This is a genomic window from Amycolatopsis mongoliensis (genome assembly GCF_030285665.1).
GTDB lineage: Bacteria > Actinomycetota > Actinomycetes > Mycobacteriales > Pseudonocardiaceae > Amycolatopsis > Amycolatopsis mongoliensis.
In genome coordinates this window covers 10,613,268-10,629,060 of sequence record NZ_CP127295.1, presented here as the reverse complement: position 1 = coordinate 10,629,060, position 15,793 = coordinate 10,613,268, and the positions used below count along the sequence as shown (strand labels likewise).

The 15,793-nt window shown below is 71.5% G+C and carries 13 protein-coding genes; 9 read left to right on the top strand and 4 right to left on the bottom strand.

The genetic code is table 11. The annotated features are described in order from the left end of the window. Window positions 1–13: 13 nt before the first annotated feature. Complete coding sequence (locus QRX60_RS50600) at window positions 14–3,247, bottom strand: S8 family serine peptidase (RefSeq protein WP_285998585.1); 3,234 nt, start codon at window positions 3,245–3,247, stop codon at window positions 14–16. 237 nt (window positions 3,248–3,484) lie between these two features. On the opposite strand from QRX60_RS50600, the gene QRX60_RS50595 reads away from it, so the two are divergent. The 4 genes from QRX60_RS50595 (at window position 3,485) to QRX60_RS50580 (ending at window position 8,264) form a co-directional block, all read left to right on the top strand. Then, window positions 3,485–4,099 (top strand): TetR/AcrR family transcriptional regulator, encoded by a 615-nt coding sequence (locus tag QRX60_RS50595; protein ID WP_285998584.1) that lies wholly within the window; start codon window positions 3,485–3,487, stop codon window positions 4,097–4,099. Window positions 4,100–4,101: 2 nt separating this feature from the next. Further along, entirely contained in the window at window positions 4,102–5,010 is a 909-nt protein-coding gene (locus tag QRX60_RS50590) for an ABC transporter ATP-binding protein (RefSeq protein ID WP_285998583.1), read from the top strand. Beyond that, complete coding sequence (locus QRX60_RS50585; protein ID WP_285998582.1) at window positions 5,007–6,569, top strand: ABC transporter permease; 1,563 nt, start codon at window positions 5,007–5,009, stop codon at window positions 6,567–6,569. Before QRX60_RS50590 ends, QRX60_RS50585 begins: the two co-directional genes overlap by 4 nt. A 237-nt stretch (window positions 6,570–6,806) precedes the next feature. Continuing rightward, window positions 6,807–8,264, top strand: a complete 1,458-nt coding sequence (locus QRX60_RS50580) for an amidohydrolase (protein WP_285998581.1) — start codon at window positions 6,807–6,809, stop codon at window positions 8,262–8,264. A gap of 133 nt (window positions 8,265–8,397) precedes the next feature. Here QRX60_RS50580 and QRX60_RS50575 read toward each other — a convergent pair whose 3' ends face one another. After that, complete coding sequence (locus QRX60_RS50575; RefSeq protein WP_408630194.1) at window positions 8,398–9,351, bottom strand: hypothetical protein; 954 nt, start codon at window positions 9,349–9,351, stop codon at window positions 8,398–8,400. 278 nt (window positions 9,352–9,629) lie between these two features. On the opposite strand from QRX60_RS50575, the gene QRX60_RS50570 reads away from it, so the two are divergent. From QRX60_RS50570 to QRX60_RS50560, 3 genes are read left to right on the top strand one after another with little or no spacing between them, the layout of a single operon-like run. Continuing rightward, window positions 9,630–11,960, top strand: coding sequence for a GH92 family glycosyl hydrolase (locus tag QRX60_RS50570; protein WP_285998580.1), 2,331 nt, complete (start codon window positions 9,630–9,632; stop codon window positions 11,958–11,960). A 48-nt stretch (window positions 11,961–12,008) separates the two neighbouring features. After that, entirely contained in the window at window positions 12,009–12,587 is a 579-nt protein-coding gene (locus QRX60_RS50565; protein WP_285998579.1) for a TetR/AcrR family transcriptional regulator, read from the top strand. Between the two features lie 58 nt (window positions 12,588–12,645). Next, entirely contained in the window at window positions 12,646–13,122 is a 477-nt protein-coding gene (locus QRX60_RS50560; protein WP_285998578.1) for a DUF2127 domain-containing protein, read from the top strand. A 6-nt stretch (window positions 13,123–13,128) separates the two neighbouring features. Here the strand turns inward: QRX60_RS50560 and QRX60_RS50555 are convergent, their stop codons facing one another. Then, on the bottom strand, window positions 13,129–13,839 hold the full coding sequence (locus tag QRX60_RS50555; protein WP_285998577.1) for a PP2C family protein-serine/threonine phosphatase: 711 nt from the start codon (window positions 13,837–13,839) through the stop codon (window positions 13,129–13,131). A 110-nt stretch (window positions 13,840–13,949) separates the two neighbouring features. Here QRX60_RS50555 and QRX60_RS50550 point away from each other — a divergent pair, with 110 nt between their 5' ends. Next, complete coding sequence (locus QRX60_RS50550; RefSeq protein ID WP_285998576.1) at window positions 13,950–14,678, top strand: AfsR/SARP family transcriptional regulator; 729 nt, start codon at window positions 13,950–13,952, stop codon at window positions 14,676–14,678. Here the strand turns inward: QRX60_RS50550 and QRX60_RS50545 are convergent. Continuing rightward, on the bottom strand, window positions 14,657–14,932 hold the full coding sequence (locus QRX60_RS50545; RefSeq protein ID WP_285998575.1) for a hypothetical protein: 276 nt from the start codon (window positions 14,930–14,932) through the stop codon (window positions 14,657–14,659). The genes QRX60_RS50550 and QRX60_RS50545 overlap by 22 nt on opposite strands. 564 nt (window positions 14,933–15,496) lie before the next feature. Here QRX60_RS50545 and QRX60_RS50540 point away from each other — a divergent pair. Further along, window positions 15,497–15,775 carry a nuclear transport factor 2 family protein gene (locus tag QRX60_RS50540; RefSeq protein ID WP_285998574.1) on the top strand — a complete coding sequence of 93 codons (279 nt, stop codon included), beginning with the start codon at window positions 15,497–15,499 and terminating at the stop codon, window positions 15,773–15,775. Window positions 15,776–15,793 lie beyond the last annotated feature (18 nt).

Below are 15,793 nucleotides of genomic sequence, written 5' to 3'. Positions count from 1 at the left end.
CCGTTGAGCGGGACTAGCTGACGGAGTTGACCAGCACCAGCGAGGAGCCGACCGTGACACCCGAGTCGGTCTGCACGGTCAGCTGACCGCGCAGGACCCGGCCCGCCGCGGGGGCGGCCGTGGCCGTCACCGTCGCCGGCACCGTCCACGAGCTGCCCGACGCGCGCGCCGCGTTCGCGTCGGTCACCGCGACCGAGCCGAACGCCGGGTTGGTGAACACGTCGAGGTAGTCGTACTCGGTGGTGCCCGAAGGCACCGCGTACCCGTCGACCAGCGCGACCCAGGTGCCCGCGGCCGGGTTGGCCACGGTCACCGACTCCTCGGAGTCGCCGTCCGCGCTGACCGCCGCCTGCACGCAGGAGCCGCTCGTGCAGTTGTACAGCACCAGGTCCAGGTCGGCGCCGACGTCGGACGTCTTGCCGATCGTGGCCGTCAGCGACGTCGAGCCCGGCGTCACCGCGATCTGGTACTGCTGCTGCGCGCCTTCGGCGATCGCCGGCCGCGAGATCTTCGCGCTGCCCAGCGTGGCGCCGTTCAGCTTGCCGGTGAACGCGCCGAGCGTGTTCGTCACGGTGTACGAACGCGCGACCGGCTGGCCCAGCGTCGCCGACGCGATCGTGTCCGGGTTCGGCGTGATCGCCGTGCCCAGCACCGACGCGCTCAGCTTGTACGCCGCATTGTCCACATCGGACGTCCGGCGCGCCTCGACGACGATCTCCCACACGCCCGGCAGCGGGTTGGCGACGGTCCGGCTGGTCGGCGTGCCACCCGGGCAGCCGGCGCCGGCGTCGGGCAGGTAACAGAACGTCGTGGACGTGCTCGCCTCGGCCGGGACACCGGTCGGGTCGTAGCGCAGGAACCGCACCTGGCCCTTGCCCGGGGCGCCGGCGCCCGCGTCCAGGTCCACCTTCAGCGCGCTGGCGCCCTGCGGCACCCGCACGAAGTAGCTGGTCGCCTGGTTGCGGGCGATCTTGCCGGCGACGTCGACCTGGTAGCCCTTGCCGGCGGTGAACTCCTGCGGCGCGAAGACCGTGTTGAGGGTCTGCACGTCGATGCCGATGGTCAGCGGGTTGTCCAGGTACAGCAGCGCCGAGTGGACGCCCGTGTTCTTCGGGTTCACCTTGACGTCGAACTTCACCGGGGTGTTCAGCGGCAGGACCACTGTGGACGCCGAGGAGAAGGTGCCGTCGTTGCCGGTCCACCGCGCGAAGTACGGCACCGGCTTGGCCGAGCCCGTCGTGCGGGTGATCGTGTACGTGCGGGTGTAGGCCTTGCCCGTGGTCACGCCTTCGCGGTCGTGGATGCCCACGCCGGTGTTCGGCGTGGCCAGCAGGCCCGACAGCGCGGTGTGCACCTCGACGGACGTCGAAACGGCGTCCGGCTTCGGGTTGAGCGACAGCGCGACGAACGCGGCCGGGACGTTGAACAGGCCCGCGCCCTGGGCGTACGCGCCGATGCCCGGCACGAACCGCGCGGTCGACTTGATCGCCGAACGCAGCTGCGCCACCGGCGGCCGCCGGCCGTTGTGCGTCGCCTTGTACGCGCTCACCAGCAGCGCCGCCGCGCCGGTCGCCTGCGGCGCCGCCATCGACGTGCCCTGCAGCATCGCGTAGCCGGCCGGCAGGGTGTACGTGCCGGGTACCGGGCTGGGCGCCTCCCAGCGCGGGACGGTGGCGATGGCCGCGCCGGGCGCGATGATGTCCGGCTTGAAGCCGCCGTCCTCACGCGGGCCGCGCGAGGAGAACGGGTGCAGCGACTCGGCGTTCTGGGTGACCGAGCCGTAGTTCGACAGCCAGGTCTCCTTGGTGATGTACGAGCCGACCGAGATCGCGTCCGACGCGACCGACGGGTCGCCGACGGTGTTCGCCCCGGCGCCGCTGTTGCCGGCCGAGATGAAGATCTGGACGTTGTACTCGGCGATCGTGCGGTTGTAGAGCTCCGCGCGGGCGTTGTTGCCGTCGTTGAGCGCCGGCAGGCCGCCGATCGAGATGTTGATGACGTCGGCGCCGTGGCTGGCGGCGTAGACGACGCCGTCGACCAGGCCGGACGACGTGCAGGCGCTGCCGGTGAGGCAGACCTTGACGGCCAGGACCTTCGCGCCCGGGGCCGCGCCGTCCATCTTGCCGCCGAACAGGTCGTTGCCGGTGGCGATGCCCGCGACGTGCGAGCCGTGCTCGGCGCCGGCGATGCCGATGCCGACGTAGCCCGCCTTGTCGGTCTGGACGACGAAGGCCATCCGCTCGGCGATGTCGGTCGCCGGGTTGTCGGTGCCGAAGAAGCCGACGTCGTACTTCTTGGCGTAGTCGGTCATCGGCTTCTCGTCGGTGAAGTCGCCGTTGCCGTTGAGGTCGACGCGGACCTCCTTGGTCACGCTGTCCTGCAGCACGCCCCAGGAGTCGGCGCGGTCGCCGTCGCGGTTGACGTCGCCGCCGGTCTCGCTGTCCGCGGCGCCGAGGTCGCCGGCGGTCTCGCTGAACACGCCGAAGGTGTACGGGCCGCCGGTCGCCGGGGCCGTCCAGCTCTTGCCGTTGGAGGTGAAGGTGCCGGTGTAGGTCTGGGTGGACTGCTTGACCCACGTGCCGTCACCGGAGTTGGTGGCGTTGGCGTTGTACCAGTCGACGATCTTGCGCTCGCCGTGGCTGGTGGTCGCCAGCGCGGGGGTGTCGAGGTCGACCCCGGAGTCGAGCACCGCGACGGTGGTGTCCTTGCCGTCCCAGTTGGGCAGGACCTGGCCGAACTGCGCCGCGTAGGTGTCGCCGGTGGGCAGGTACGGGTTGACGCGGGGGGTGTTCTTGCCCGGCGCGGGCTGCGGCAGCGGGGTGGTCGCGCCGTCGGGCTTCGGGTCGTCGCGGTACACGAGGCCGTCGACGTCGACGGCGTTGACCGCCTTGAGCTTCGCGGCCTTCTCCGCCTTCTCGGGCGGGATGGTGACCTTGACGTAGTCGAGCTTGGTGTCGGTGGACTGGACGACGCCACCGAGCGCCTTGAGCTGCTCGACGGCCGCGCCGGTCTGGCCCTTCTCGGCCGCGATCAGCAGCGTGACGTCGGGTTTGCCGGCCTTCTCGGCTTCGGCGACGAGCGCGCGGTCGTGCTCGTCGAGGGTCTTGCCGTCGGCCGCGCCCGAGGTCGGCGGGGCCGGCTGGGCGACCGCCACGGGAACGGCGACGCCGAGGACGGAGGCGCCGAGTGCGGTGGCGAGGACGGTGATCCCGGCCCGCCGTCTCCAGCGCGATCTGTGCTGTGTCACTGAGAACGACCCTTCATGAAGAGATGCGTCCGAGAAGTACACAACGCGAGATCTTCCTCAGCAATCAGACAGTTAGCCCATCGACCGCAATTGGTCGCGGGCCGAATGGCCTAATCCGCTGCCCGGTTAGGAGGCCACCGGATGTGCCGCGGACGGGTGATCGGTCCACTCTTGCTACACGTGCGTGTAGCGAGCTATATTGACGTGTAGTCGACTACACGCACGTATAGGAAGTTCATGAGCACCGAAGACTTCACCGCACGGGCCCGGATCCGGGATGCCGCGATCAAGCTGTTCACCGAACGAGGCATGGAGAAGACGTCGATCCTGGACATCGCCAAGGAGGCCGGGGTGTCGGGCGGGCTCATCCGGCACCACTTCGGCTCCAAGGACGGCCTGCGCGAAGCGTGCGACACCCACGTCTTCGACGAGCTCCTGAAGTTCAAGGAGGAGGTGCTGGCGAAGGGTGTCGCGAACCCGGGGTTCCTCCCGACGTTCGACGCCCGCCAGCTGCTCTTCCGGCGCTACCTGGGGCGGGCCATGATCGACGGCTCCGAAGCCGCCGCGGCGCAGTTCACCGAGATCGTCGACGGCACCGAGCGCTACTTCCGCGAGCAGGGCATGGACATGCCCGACCCGCGGGGCGTCGCCGCCGCGCTCGCCGCGATGACCGGCGGGCTGATGATCCTGCAGGACCACGTCGCCCGCGCGCTCGGCGAGGAGCCGGGCACGCACGAGGCGATGCTGCGGATGTCGATGGCCGCCGGGCACCTGTTCATGAACCCGCTCGCCACCCCCGAAGTCCTCGAAAAGGCCCGCGAAGCGCTGGCCTCCTACCACCGGAAGGAATGACGATGGCCGAAGCGATCACCGCCGACGGCCTCACCAAGGCGTTCGGCCGGACGAAAGCCCTCGACGGGCTCGACCTGACCGTCCACACCGGCGAGGTGCACGGCTTCCTCGGGCCGAACGGCGCCGGCAAGACCACCACGATCCGCATCCTGCTGGGGCTGATGCGGGCCGACGGCGGCCGCGCCACCCTGCTCGGCGGGAACCCCTGGACCGACGCGACCGAGCTGCACAGACGGCTCGCGTACGTGCCGGGCGACGTCACGCTCTGGCCGAACCTCACCGGTGGCGAGGTCATCGACCTGCTCGGCCGGCTGCGCGGCGGTCTCGACCCGAAGCGGCGCGAGGAGCTCGTCGAGCGCTTCGACCTCGACCCGCGCAAGAAGGGCCGGACGTACTCGAAGGGCAACCGGCAGAAGGTCGCGCTGGTCGCGGCGCTGGCGTCCGATGTGGAGCTGCTGGTGCTCGACGAGCCGACGTCCGGGCTCGACCCGCTGATGGAGGAGGTGTTCCGGCAGGTCGTCGCGGAGGAACGGCAGCGCGGCGAGCGGACCGTGCTGCTGTCCTCGCACATCCTGTCCGAGGTCGAGGCGCTCTGCGACCGCGTCACGATCATCCGGGCCGGGCGCACGGTCGAGTCGGGCAGCCTGGACGAGCTGCGGCACCTGGGCCGGATCACGATCGACGCCTCGCTCGCCCACGTCCCCGCGGACCTGGCTTCGCTGCCGGGCGTGCACGACCTGAGCTCGTACGGCTCGCACGTCCACCTGGCCGTCGACCAGGCCGCGCTGGACGACGTGATGCGGCACCTGGCCGGGGCCGGGCTGCGGAACCTGGTCAGCCGGCCGCCGACGCTCGAAGAGCTGTTCCTGCGCCACTACCAGCAGGACGAACCGGTCGGAGCGGCGCGATGACCGCGACCTGGTCGCTGCTGCGGCTGGTGCTGCGCCGCGACCGGCTGCTGATGCCGCTGTGGATCGTCTGCCTGGCGGTCGCGCCGATCGGGTACCTGTCGTCGATCGAGGCGGCCTACCCCGACGCGGCGTCGCGGCAGCGCTTCTACGACCTCAACGTGACGAGCGCGACGTTCGTCGTCCGCAACGGCCCGCTGTACGGCTCGTCGGTGGGGAACCTCCTCGCGTGGCAGTGCGGGTTCATCCCGGTCGTCGTCGGGCTGATCGCGCTGCTCACCGTCGTCCGGCACACCCGGACCGAGGAGGAGGCCGGCCGCCGGGAGCTGACCGGCGCCACCGTCGTGGGGCGGCACGCCGGGCTGGCGGCCGCCGTGATCGCCGCGTGCGGCGCGTGCCTGGGGTACGGCCTGGTGGTCGGGCTCGGCGTCGCCGCGCAGGGCGTTCCGGCCGCGGGCGCGTTCGCGCTGGGTCTCGGCTTCTCCTTGGTGGGCTGGGTGTTCACCGGCGTCGGCGCGGTCGCCGCGCAGCTCACGTGGGGCGCGAGCGGCGCGCGCGGGATCGGGATCGGCGGGCTGGTCCTGGCGTTCCTGCTGCGGGCGGCCGGGGACAGCAGCGGCTCGGCCGGCTGGCTGTCGTGGCTGTCGCCGATCGGCTGGGCGCACCGGATGCGGCCGTTCGCGGGGGAGCAGTGGTGGGTCTTGGCGCTCGCTCTCGCGTGCACCGGCCTGCTCGTGGCGCTGGCGGTCGCGCTGTCCGCGCGCCGGGACCTCGGCGCGGCGCTGCTCCCGGCGAGGCTCGGGCGAGCGACGGCGAAGGCGTCGCTGCGGTCTCCGCTGGCGCTGGCCTGGCGGCTGCAGCGGGGGACGCTGCTGGTCTGGACCGTCTGCCTGGCGCTGATCGGGCTGCTGATGGGCGGGGTCGCGCAGAACGTCGCGGAGATGATGCGGGACAACAAGGCCGTCGCGGACGTCCTCGCGCGGATGGGCGGCGGAGGCGGGGTGATGGACGCCTACCTGGCCGGGACGATGACGTTGTTCGGCCTGGCGGCGGCGGGGTACGCGGTGCAGGCCACGCTGAAGCTGCGTGCGGAAGAGACGGCGGGCCGGGCGGAACCGGTGCTGGCGACGGCGGTCGGCCGGATCGGCTGGGCGCTCGCGCACCTGGCGTTCGCGGTGCTGGGCTCGGCGGTCGTGCTGGCGGTCACGGGCTGGGCGACCGGCCTGGCGTACGGGAGCGGCGCTTCGCTGGTCCCGGCGGCGCTGGCCCAGCTGCCGGCGGTCTGGGTGCTGGCGGGCCTGGCGGCGGCGCTGATCGGCTTCCTGCCGCGCTTCGCGGCGGCGGCGTGGGGGCTGCTGGGCGCGTTCCTGCTGTTGTCGCTGGTGGGATCGGCGCTGCAGTGGAACGAGGCGGTGCTGGGGATCTCGCCCTTCGCGCACCTGCCGCGGCTGCCGGGCGGGACGTTCACGGTGGCGCCGGTCGTGTGGCTGGTGGTGATCGCCTCGGTGGCCGGGATCGGTGGCCTGGCGGCGTTGCGGCGTCGTGACATGCCGGTGGGCTGAACGGCCGTGAATGTCGCATTGAGGGACTCAGAGTCCCTCGATGCGACATTCACGGATCTCCGGCGGCAACCGAGGGAGTCGAACCCTGCGCGGCTTGTGAAGGCGGCGCCCATGGACCGGCCCTGACCCTTCGGCGGGCGACGGCTGCCAATGCTTACAACGCTAGCTGGTACCCAGCTATTTCCCATCTCACGCCGTGCTTCACCCGGATGGGGTCGGGCTGGCAAGGTTGTCCGCATGGACGATCTATTGCTGCGCCGCGTGCGGCCGGGGCTCGGCGGGGAGCTCGCGGACGTCCGTGTGAACGACGGCCGCGTCACGGCGATCACCGAGCCGGGCTCGGCCGGGTTCGCGGCACGGGTCGTCGACGGGCACGGCGGCACGCTGCTGCCGGGCCTGGTCGACGCGCACGCCCACCTCGTGCAGTGGGCGACGTTCCGCCGCCGGATCCCGCTGGAAGCGGCGCGGTCGGCGGCGGAGGCGATCGAGCTGCTGCTGGCGCACCTGCTGGCGACGCCGGCGCAGCAGTCGGAGCTGGTGGTGGGTGCGGGTTTCCGCGACGCGCTCTGGCCGGACAAGCCGCACAAGGACCTGCTGCAGCGGGCGCTGCCCGGTCGGGCGGTGGCGCTGTTCGGCGCGGACCTGCACACGCTGTGGCTGAGCCCGGCGGCGCTGAAGCTGATCGGCCGCGAGCACCCGACGGGCGTGCTGCTGGAGAACGACTGCATGAGCGCGACGGCCCAGCTGCCGACGGCGGCGGTCGACGTCCAGGACGCGTGGGTGGCGGAAGCGGTGTCCGCGGCGGCGGCGCGGGGCGTGACGCAGATCGTCGACTACGAGTACGCGGACACGGTGGCGGACTGGACCCGCCGTCTCTCGCGCGGCACGCCCGCCGCCCGGATCTCGTGCGTGATCGCGCGGTACTTGCTGGACCAGGCGATCGAGCGCGGCCACCGCACGGGCGACGTGCTCCCGGATTCCGGCGGGCTGCTGACGGTGGGCCCGTTCAAGCTCTTCGTGGACGGCTCGCTGAACACCCGCACGGCCTACTGCCACGACCCTTACCCGGGCGGCGATTCGCCGGGGCTGCTGGAACTTCCGCCGTCTTCGCTGGTTCCGTTGCTGGCGCGGGCTTCCACGCACGGCTTGACCCCGGCGGTCCACGCGATCGGCGACCAGGCCAACATGATCGCGCTGGACGCGTTCGAGGAGGTCGGCTGCGCGGGCCGGATCGAGCACGCGCAGCTGCTTTCCCCCTCCGACATCCGGCGGTTCGCGGCCTTGGGCGTGATCGCGGCGGTCCAGCCGGCGCACCAGCCGGACGACCGCGACGTCGCGGACCGCCACTGGCACGGACGGACGTCGCGGGCGTTCCCGTACCGGTCACTGCTGGACTCGGGCGCCCGGCTGGAGTTCGGTTCGGACGCCCCGGTGGCCCCGCTGGACCCGTGGGACGGAATCGCGTCGGCGGTCTCGCGCACGGACGACGACCGGCCGCCCTGGCACCCGGAGCAGGCGATCCCGTTGGCGGACGCGCTGGCCGCGGCTTCTTCCGGCCGCCGAGGGGTTTCGGTGGGGGATGCGGCGGACCTGATGGTGACGGCGGCGGACCCGTCGACGTTGTCCCCGACGGATTTGCGAGCGCTCCCGGTAACGGCAACGATCCTGGGCGGCCACGTAACCCACCAGATCTGAGCCCGCCCCCGTCCCGTCCGGCTCGGCTTGCCCCCGAATGCCCCAATGTGGCGTTGGTTGCGTCTGACGCACCCAATGTGGCGTTCGGTGCGTGCCACGCACCGAACGCCACATTGGGGCGCTTGCCCGGGGGCTACGGGCGTCGGCTGACCGGTGGACGTGGGCGTTGCTCGGCCGCCGCGTACGCGGCACGAAGCTCGGCGATCACGTCGTCGGGGTGGGTCCGGAGCCGGATCGGCAACGTTTGCAGGAACGCGATGCCGGCTGCCGTGTAGCGGGCGTTCCGATCGAGGGTGCTCGAATAGTCGTCCCACTCGCTGTGCCATTTGCGCGAGTCGATCTCCCAGGCGAAAGCGACGTCGTCGCACCAGGCGTCCGGCTTGGCGACGAACTTGCCCTGCTCGTCGTAGACCTGGACGTTCCACTCCGCGGGTGGCAGCCCGGCAAGTTTCCAGATCTCCCACGCATCGGCCTCGGCGACTGATTCGGCTCCGCAGAGGATCGCCTGCAGAGCACGGCGTGGAATCGCCGAGCCTCGTTGGCTGCCGCGCTGGAGTTCCCGGTCGAGTTGTTCCGCCGTGCAACGCTTGCGCTGGACCGCTTCCGCCAGGATTGCTTGCACGGTGTCGAAGTCGCGGATCCGACGGGTCGCGTCGAGCGCTGCCCGATACGCCGGGACGACCGGGATCCCACTTCGCAGGATCGGGCCGGGCAACCTGGTCGTTCGTTCGACCAGGACGAAACCGGTGCTGGTGATCTCCCTTTCGTCGGGCACGAGGATGTGCACGTCGTCGGGCTCCGGGCAGTGCCGGAGCCCGTGTCTTCGAAGCGCCCAGAGTCCGGTGAGCAGAGCGGATCCGCCGCCTCGAATGAGCGCCGCCTGCAGTCTCTGCTCGCTGGTGGGTTCGGTGGGATGCAGCAGGATGACTCCTGGCAACAGCCGCTGCCACGGGCCGCCGGGAAGGCAGCGTCGGTAGATGCTGCTCCGGGGCATGCCGATTTCCTCGAGTTCGGCCGTCCGTACGACGTCCGGATTGTCTTTGTGGCCGGCAACCAGTGGATGCCGTGCCCAGGTTCCCCTCGTCATCCACCCAGCTTCGCCACAACTCTCGGCAAAACGCCAGCTCACAGCGTCGCGAACGGTCCGTTCGCGACGCTCTCAGCCGGAATCCACCATTCGTGAACCCCTCAGCCCGTGCGCCCCAATGTGGCGTTGGTTGCGTCAGACGCACCGAACGCCACATTGGGTGCGCCCCACGCACCGAACGCCACATTGGGGCGCCGGCGACCCTGGGGGTTGATTTGTCCACCGGACAACGGAAAGGATCACACCGGATATGTGACAACGTTGTCAGGAGGAGACGGATGAGAACGCGGACGCGCGTCCTTGCCACCATGCTCGCCGGAGCCACCGCGATCGCCCTCGCGACCCCCGCCGAAGCGAGCAGCAGGTTCGCCGATGACCCCACCACCCTCGTCGACACCTCGATCGGGAACAACGGGGACGGCACCACCTTCCCGGGCGCGACCACCCCCTTCGGGATGGTGCAGCTCAGCCCGGACACCCAGCTCAAGAAGTACGCGTCCTACGACTACGCCCAGGACACCACGCTCGGCTTCAGCCACACCCACCTCTCCGGTGTCGGCTGCCAGACCATGGGCAACTTCCGGTTCATGCCCACCACCGGCGCCGTCACCAGCAGCGATCCCGCGCAGTACGGCGCCAAGTTCAGCCACGCGAACGAGACCCGCCGACCCGGCTACTACGGCGTGAAGCTCGACAACGGCATCGACGCCGAGCTCACCGCCACCCAGCGCACCGGCCAGCACCGCTACACCTTCCCCAGTGGCGCCACCAGCGAGAACGTCCTCATCGAGGTCGGCGAGAGCAACGGCTACACCTACGCCGGCGACGTCCACGTCGTCGGGGACGACACCGTCGAAGGCTGGCTGCAGGGCGGCAACTTCTGCTGGGAGACGCAGAAGGAGCGGTACAAGGTCTTCTTCAGCGCCAAGTTCGACCGCAAGTTCACCAGCTTCGGCACCTGGACCGACAACAAGCTCACGCCGGACCAGCGCGACGCGAAGCTCGGCAGCCAGCGCACCGGCGCGTGGCTGAGCTTCGGCACCGACAAGAGCCAGGTCGGCGCCTCCGTCGGCCTCTCCTACACCTCCGTCGACGGCGCTCGCCTCAACCGCATGGCCGAGCAGCCCAAGTCGTTCGACAAGGCCGGGAAGCAGGCGCACGACACCTGGCAGGACGAGCTGAACCGCATGCGCGTCGCCGGGGGGACGACCGCCGACCAGCGGACCTACTACAGCGCGCTGTACCGGTCGCTGCTGCACCCGTCCGTCGGGTCCGATGTGGACGGTTCCTACCGCGGCTTCGACGACCGGGTCCACCGCAGCCGGGACACGTACTACCAGATGTTCTCGCTGTGGGACACCTACCGCTCGCAGAACCAGCTGGTCGCGCTCCTGCACCCGGACAAGGCCGCGGACATGACCAAGTCGATCCTCAAGATCTACCAGGACGGCGGCTGGGTGCCGCGCTGGGCGCTGGCCGGCGGCGAGACGAACGTGATGAGTGGCGACCCCGTCACGCCGTGGGTGGTCGACAACTACCGCCGCGGCCTCCTCGACGACCGGACCGCGCGCCAGCTCTTCGACGCGTTGTGGCGCAACGCCAACGAAGTCCCGGAAGACCAGTCGATCTTCCGTGGCCGCGACGGCAACCCGACCTACGTGAAGAACGGCTGGATCGGCTACCAGGACCTGCCGGGCTACACCTACGGCGACACCCGCCAGGCCGGCTCGGCGACCCTCGAGTACGCCCTCGCCGACTGCGCGCTGTCCACCATGGCCCGAGGGCTCGGATACCCCGACAAGGCCAAGACGCTCGAGGGCCGCTGCGGCAACTTCGCCAAGCTGTGGGACACCGGCGTCGAATCCCGCGGCTTCACCGGCTTCCCGCGCACGAAGGCCGCGGACGGCACCGGCGTCGGCGACCCCGACCCGGCCCAGTCCACCGGTTTCCACGAGGGCACACCGTGGCAGTACCAGTGGCTCGCCCAGCAGGACACCGCGAAGCTGTTCGGCCTGATGGGTGGTGCGGGACAGGCCGAAAAGCGGCTCGACACCTTCTTCGACATGCCGCTGCTGCTCACCGACCCGGCGAAGGCCGCCAAGGACTCCTGGGTCCACGGCGCGTACGACTACCACAACAACTTCGCCTTCAACCCGAACAACGAGCCCGACCTGCACGCACCCTGGATGTACAGCTGGACGGGCGCGCCGTGGAAGACGTCGGCCGTCCTGCGCGCGGCGCGGACGCTCTTCACCGACACGCCGTACGGCATGCCGGGCAACGACGACCTCGGCACGATCTCGTCGTGGCTCGTCTTCGGCATGACGGGCGTCTTCGAGGCCCAGCCCGGCTCCGGGACGTACCTGCTCAGCACGCCGATGTTCGAGAAGGTCGAGATCCGGCCGGCCGGCGGCCGCAAGATCGAGATCGAGGCGCCCGGCGCGAGCGCGGCGAAGCTGCAGTACACAAAGGATGTCCAGATCGGACACCGCGGCTACGACCGCAGCTGGATCTCCCACGCCGACCTGCTCCGCGCGGGCAAGATCCAGTTCCGCTTGAGTGACACCCCGACGAGCTGGGGGACGAAGTCGGCGCCGCCGGCGATGTGACCGCGTGATGGCCTCCCCGGATGCCGGGGAGGCCATTACCATCCCCGCATGCCGACGCCGGACGCCCGTGAGCGCATCCTCGGAACCGCCACCCGGCTGTTCGACCGGCACGGGGTGCACGCCGTCGGGCTGCAGCGGATCATCGACGAGTGCGGGTGCGGCAAGAACCTGCTCTACACCTGCTTCGCGAGCAAGGACGAGCTGGTGGTGGCGTACCTGAGGTGCTGCGGCGCCGCCTGGGACGTCCTCCTGGCCGGTGCGAAGGCGGCCGCTGCCGCCCCGGAGCGGCAGCTGGTGGAGCTCGTGCGCGAGGTCGGGGTGCGCGCGACCCGGCCCGGTTCGCGCGGGTGCCCGCTGCGCGCCACGCTCGCGGAGTTCCCGGAGCCGCGGCACCCGGCCCACCGCGTGGCGGTGGACCAGCTGGTGCGGGCGCGAACCCGGCTGCGGGAGCTGGCGGGGGAGACCTCGGCCGCCGACCCCGGCCGGCTCGCCGACCGGGTGATGGTGATCATCGACGGCCTGTACGCGAGCGGCCCGGTCTTCGGCGGCGACGCGGCCGAGGCGGCGGTCACCTTCGCGGAGGATGTCGTGTGCGCGGAGACTTCGGCGGCTGCGGAGAGCCGCTGACCAGGATCGACGGTGGGCTCCCCGTGCGCCGGCCGGCCGTTCGTGCTGAGCTGGAGGCATGTCCGAGACGAAGACGACCGCGACCGAGAAGTTCTTCCGGGTCGCGATCGCGATCAAGGGGCTCGACGGCGCGCTGCAGGTCGCCGGGGCGCTGGTCCTCGCGTTCATCCCCGCCTCGACCGTCAGTGGGTTCACCCACGCGGTCATCACGCGCGACCTGCTGGGCGACCCCGCCGGCACCCTCGCGCGGCACCTGGAGTCGGCAACGGAGAACTTCCTCCACGGCGACACGAAGACGTTCGCCGTCGCGTACCTGCTCGCCCACGGCCTGATCAAGCTCGGCCTGGTGTGGGCACTGGCGCGCAAGATCGTGCGCGCGTACCCCGTCGCGGCGCTGGTCCTGTCGGCGTTCGTCGTCTACGAGATCTTCCGGGCGATCCACACGCACTCGATCGCGCTGCCGTTCTTCGCCGCGCTGGACGTCGTGATCATCGTCCTGGTGCTGCGCGAGTACCGGCAGCTGAAGCGGGGTTAACCCGGGTCACGCGGCGACGGGAAATCGCACCGTCGTGCTGTCGGCCTCCAGGGGTTCGACGTAGACGGCGGTCGCGTTGTCCGAGCCCCCGCGGGCGAGGGCCGCCTCGACCAGCTCGGCCGCGCCCGTGCCCGGCTGGGCCAGCACCGCGCGGATGCCGCTGCCGGTGAGGGGCTTGTGGACGCCGTCGCTGGTCAGGAGCAGGCCCGCGCTCGTGGTCTCCGCCGTGCCGATCTCCTCCGGCTTGGCCGTGCGGACGCTCGTGGTGACCACGTGCTCCATCCGCGGGGTGACCGGCTGGTGGCGGGCGCGGAAGTACTCGGCGAGCGTGTGGTCGGTGGTCAGGCGGCCGAGCGTGGTGCCGTCCCAGGCGTACGCGCGGGCGTCGCCGACCCAGGCGATGCGGTACCCGCCGTGCGCGGCCGGCATGGCCACGACGAGCACGGCGTCCCCGGCCGTCTGCTCGCGGACCGCGCGCTGCGCGGCGAGCACGGCTTCGACGGGTCCTTTGTGGACCGGAGTGCGGGCGGCGGCTGCGGACGCGATGCGGGCGGCCCGCGCGGCGGCGGGATCGTCCCCGACGCCGTCGGCGAGGGCGAACACGATGCCGGGCCCGCCGGCGGCGGCGTACGCCCCGACGGCGTCGGCGTTGAGCGAGCGCGGCCCCTGGGCGCTCGCGGTGTGCCAGCGCGGGTAACCCGGACGTGTCGTGATCATCGCGGCCTCCTCATCCCTCTGTCCCGATGATCCGCGCCGAACCTGTGGTCCGTCTGAGACTTTCCTGTGCCCGCGGTGTCGGTCCGGGTACCTTGGGAACGGGGTGGGGCATGGAGTTCCGGATTCTCGGGCCGCTGACGGTGATCCGCGCGGACGGCCGCCCGGCCGTGCTCGGCGGGCGGAAGCCGCGGACGCTGCTGGCGGCGCTGCTGCTGGCCCGCGGCCGGGTGGTGCCCGACGAGCGGCTGGTCTCGCTGCTGTGGGAAGGCGACCGGCCGTCGACGGTCGACGCGCAGCTGTGCACGTACGCTTCCCGCCTGCGCAAGGGACTCGGACGGCCCGCGCGGCTGGTCCGGACGGGTGGCGGGTACCTGCTGGCGCCGGACGGCGGCACGGTCGACGCGGAGGAGTTCGAGCGGCTGGCCGCTTCCGGCCACGACGCACTGCGCGCGGGCGCGGCAAGTCGCGCGGCGGGGTTGTTCGGCGCGGCGCTCGACCTGTGGCGCGGCCCGGTGCTCGCCGGCATCGCCGAACCGCTTCGCGCGGGAGAGTCGGCGCGGTTCGAGGAGCTCCGGCTGGCCGTCCTGGAGAGCCGGATCGAAGCGGAGGTGGCGGCCGGCGACCACCTGCGGGCGGTGCCGGACGCCACCGGCCTGGTGCTCGCGCACCCGCTGCGGGAACGCGCGCGGGCGCTGCTCATGGCCGCGCTCTGCGCGAGCGGGCGGCCGGCGGACGCGGTGGCGGTCTACCACCGGGGCCGGCGGATCCTCGACGAACGGCTCGGGATCGCGCCGGGCCCGGTGCTGCAGGCGGCGTATCAGCGGGTGCTGTCCGGGTAGGGCGACGAGCGGAAGTCGCGGTCGAGTCCGGCGGGCGACCGTGGCAGCCAGTACCGGGCCAGCGCGCGGACCTGCTCGCGCGGCAGGCCGGGGTTGACGTGCCGGTGGTCGGGCTTCGCGATCGACTGCAGCGCCCAGGCGAAGCCGAGCAGCGGGTCGATCCGCGCCCACCGGTGGCGGTCGATGCCCAGCAGCATCTGCGCGCGCTGGATGCAGTGCCAGAAGTGGTAGCCCGAAGGCGGATCGCCGTCCATGGTGTGCACTTCGGACTCGACCTCGGCGCGCCGAGGATCGAACAGGATCCCTTGTCCGAACGCCGCGAAGGCTCTCGTGAGGCCTCTTCGTCGCCGCGGTAGAAGCGGTCGAAGTTGCCGAGCTGCAAGGCCGACAGCGTTCTCAGCGGCTGCTCGATCGGCTGGACGAACTCGGCGTAGTTCTGCGGGTAGCCCGGTTCCAGGCTGAGGGCCCGCCACTTCGCGGGCAGGCCGCCCGGGGCGTTCTGCTGGATGAACGGGAACAGCACGGCGTAGGCGTCCCGCACCTCCTGGGCCGGGTGGTACAACGCGATTTCGTCGAGCTGGTACCAGAGTTCGTTGGCCTTGCGGTCGCCCAGCATGCCCGGCACGGGCGGCAACGCCGCGGCTTCGGCGGTGCCGGTGAGCAGTCCGCTGCCCGCGACCGCGACGGCCGCCCCCGCACCGAGTTTGAGCAGGTTCCGGCGATCGAGCGTCATGGATTCACCCCCGTCGGCGGCCCCCTGCCGCCGTCGCCGCCACGGTACGGAAGGTTTCCATACTTTCTCTGTACGACCGTTTCCCGTGGGCGACCTCCGCGCGCTCGTCTTCCGCGGCGCCGAGGTCGCGCGGATGCTGCGCGACACGGTGATCGGGTACGAGGACGGCACTCCGCGCACCAAGCACGTGACGACGAACGTCGCGCTGGAGGTCTCCGGCGACACCGCGTCGGGGCGGGCCTACGCCGCCGGCCGGTACGCGGACCGGTTCACCCGCTCCGCCGACGGGTGGCGATTCACCGAGCGCCGGGCGACGGTGGACCTCGTCGGGGACGTCGGTCACCACCTGCGGCCCCGGCCGTAACGAGCCGCTGACCTGCGA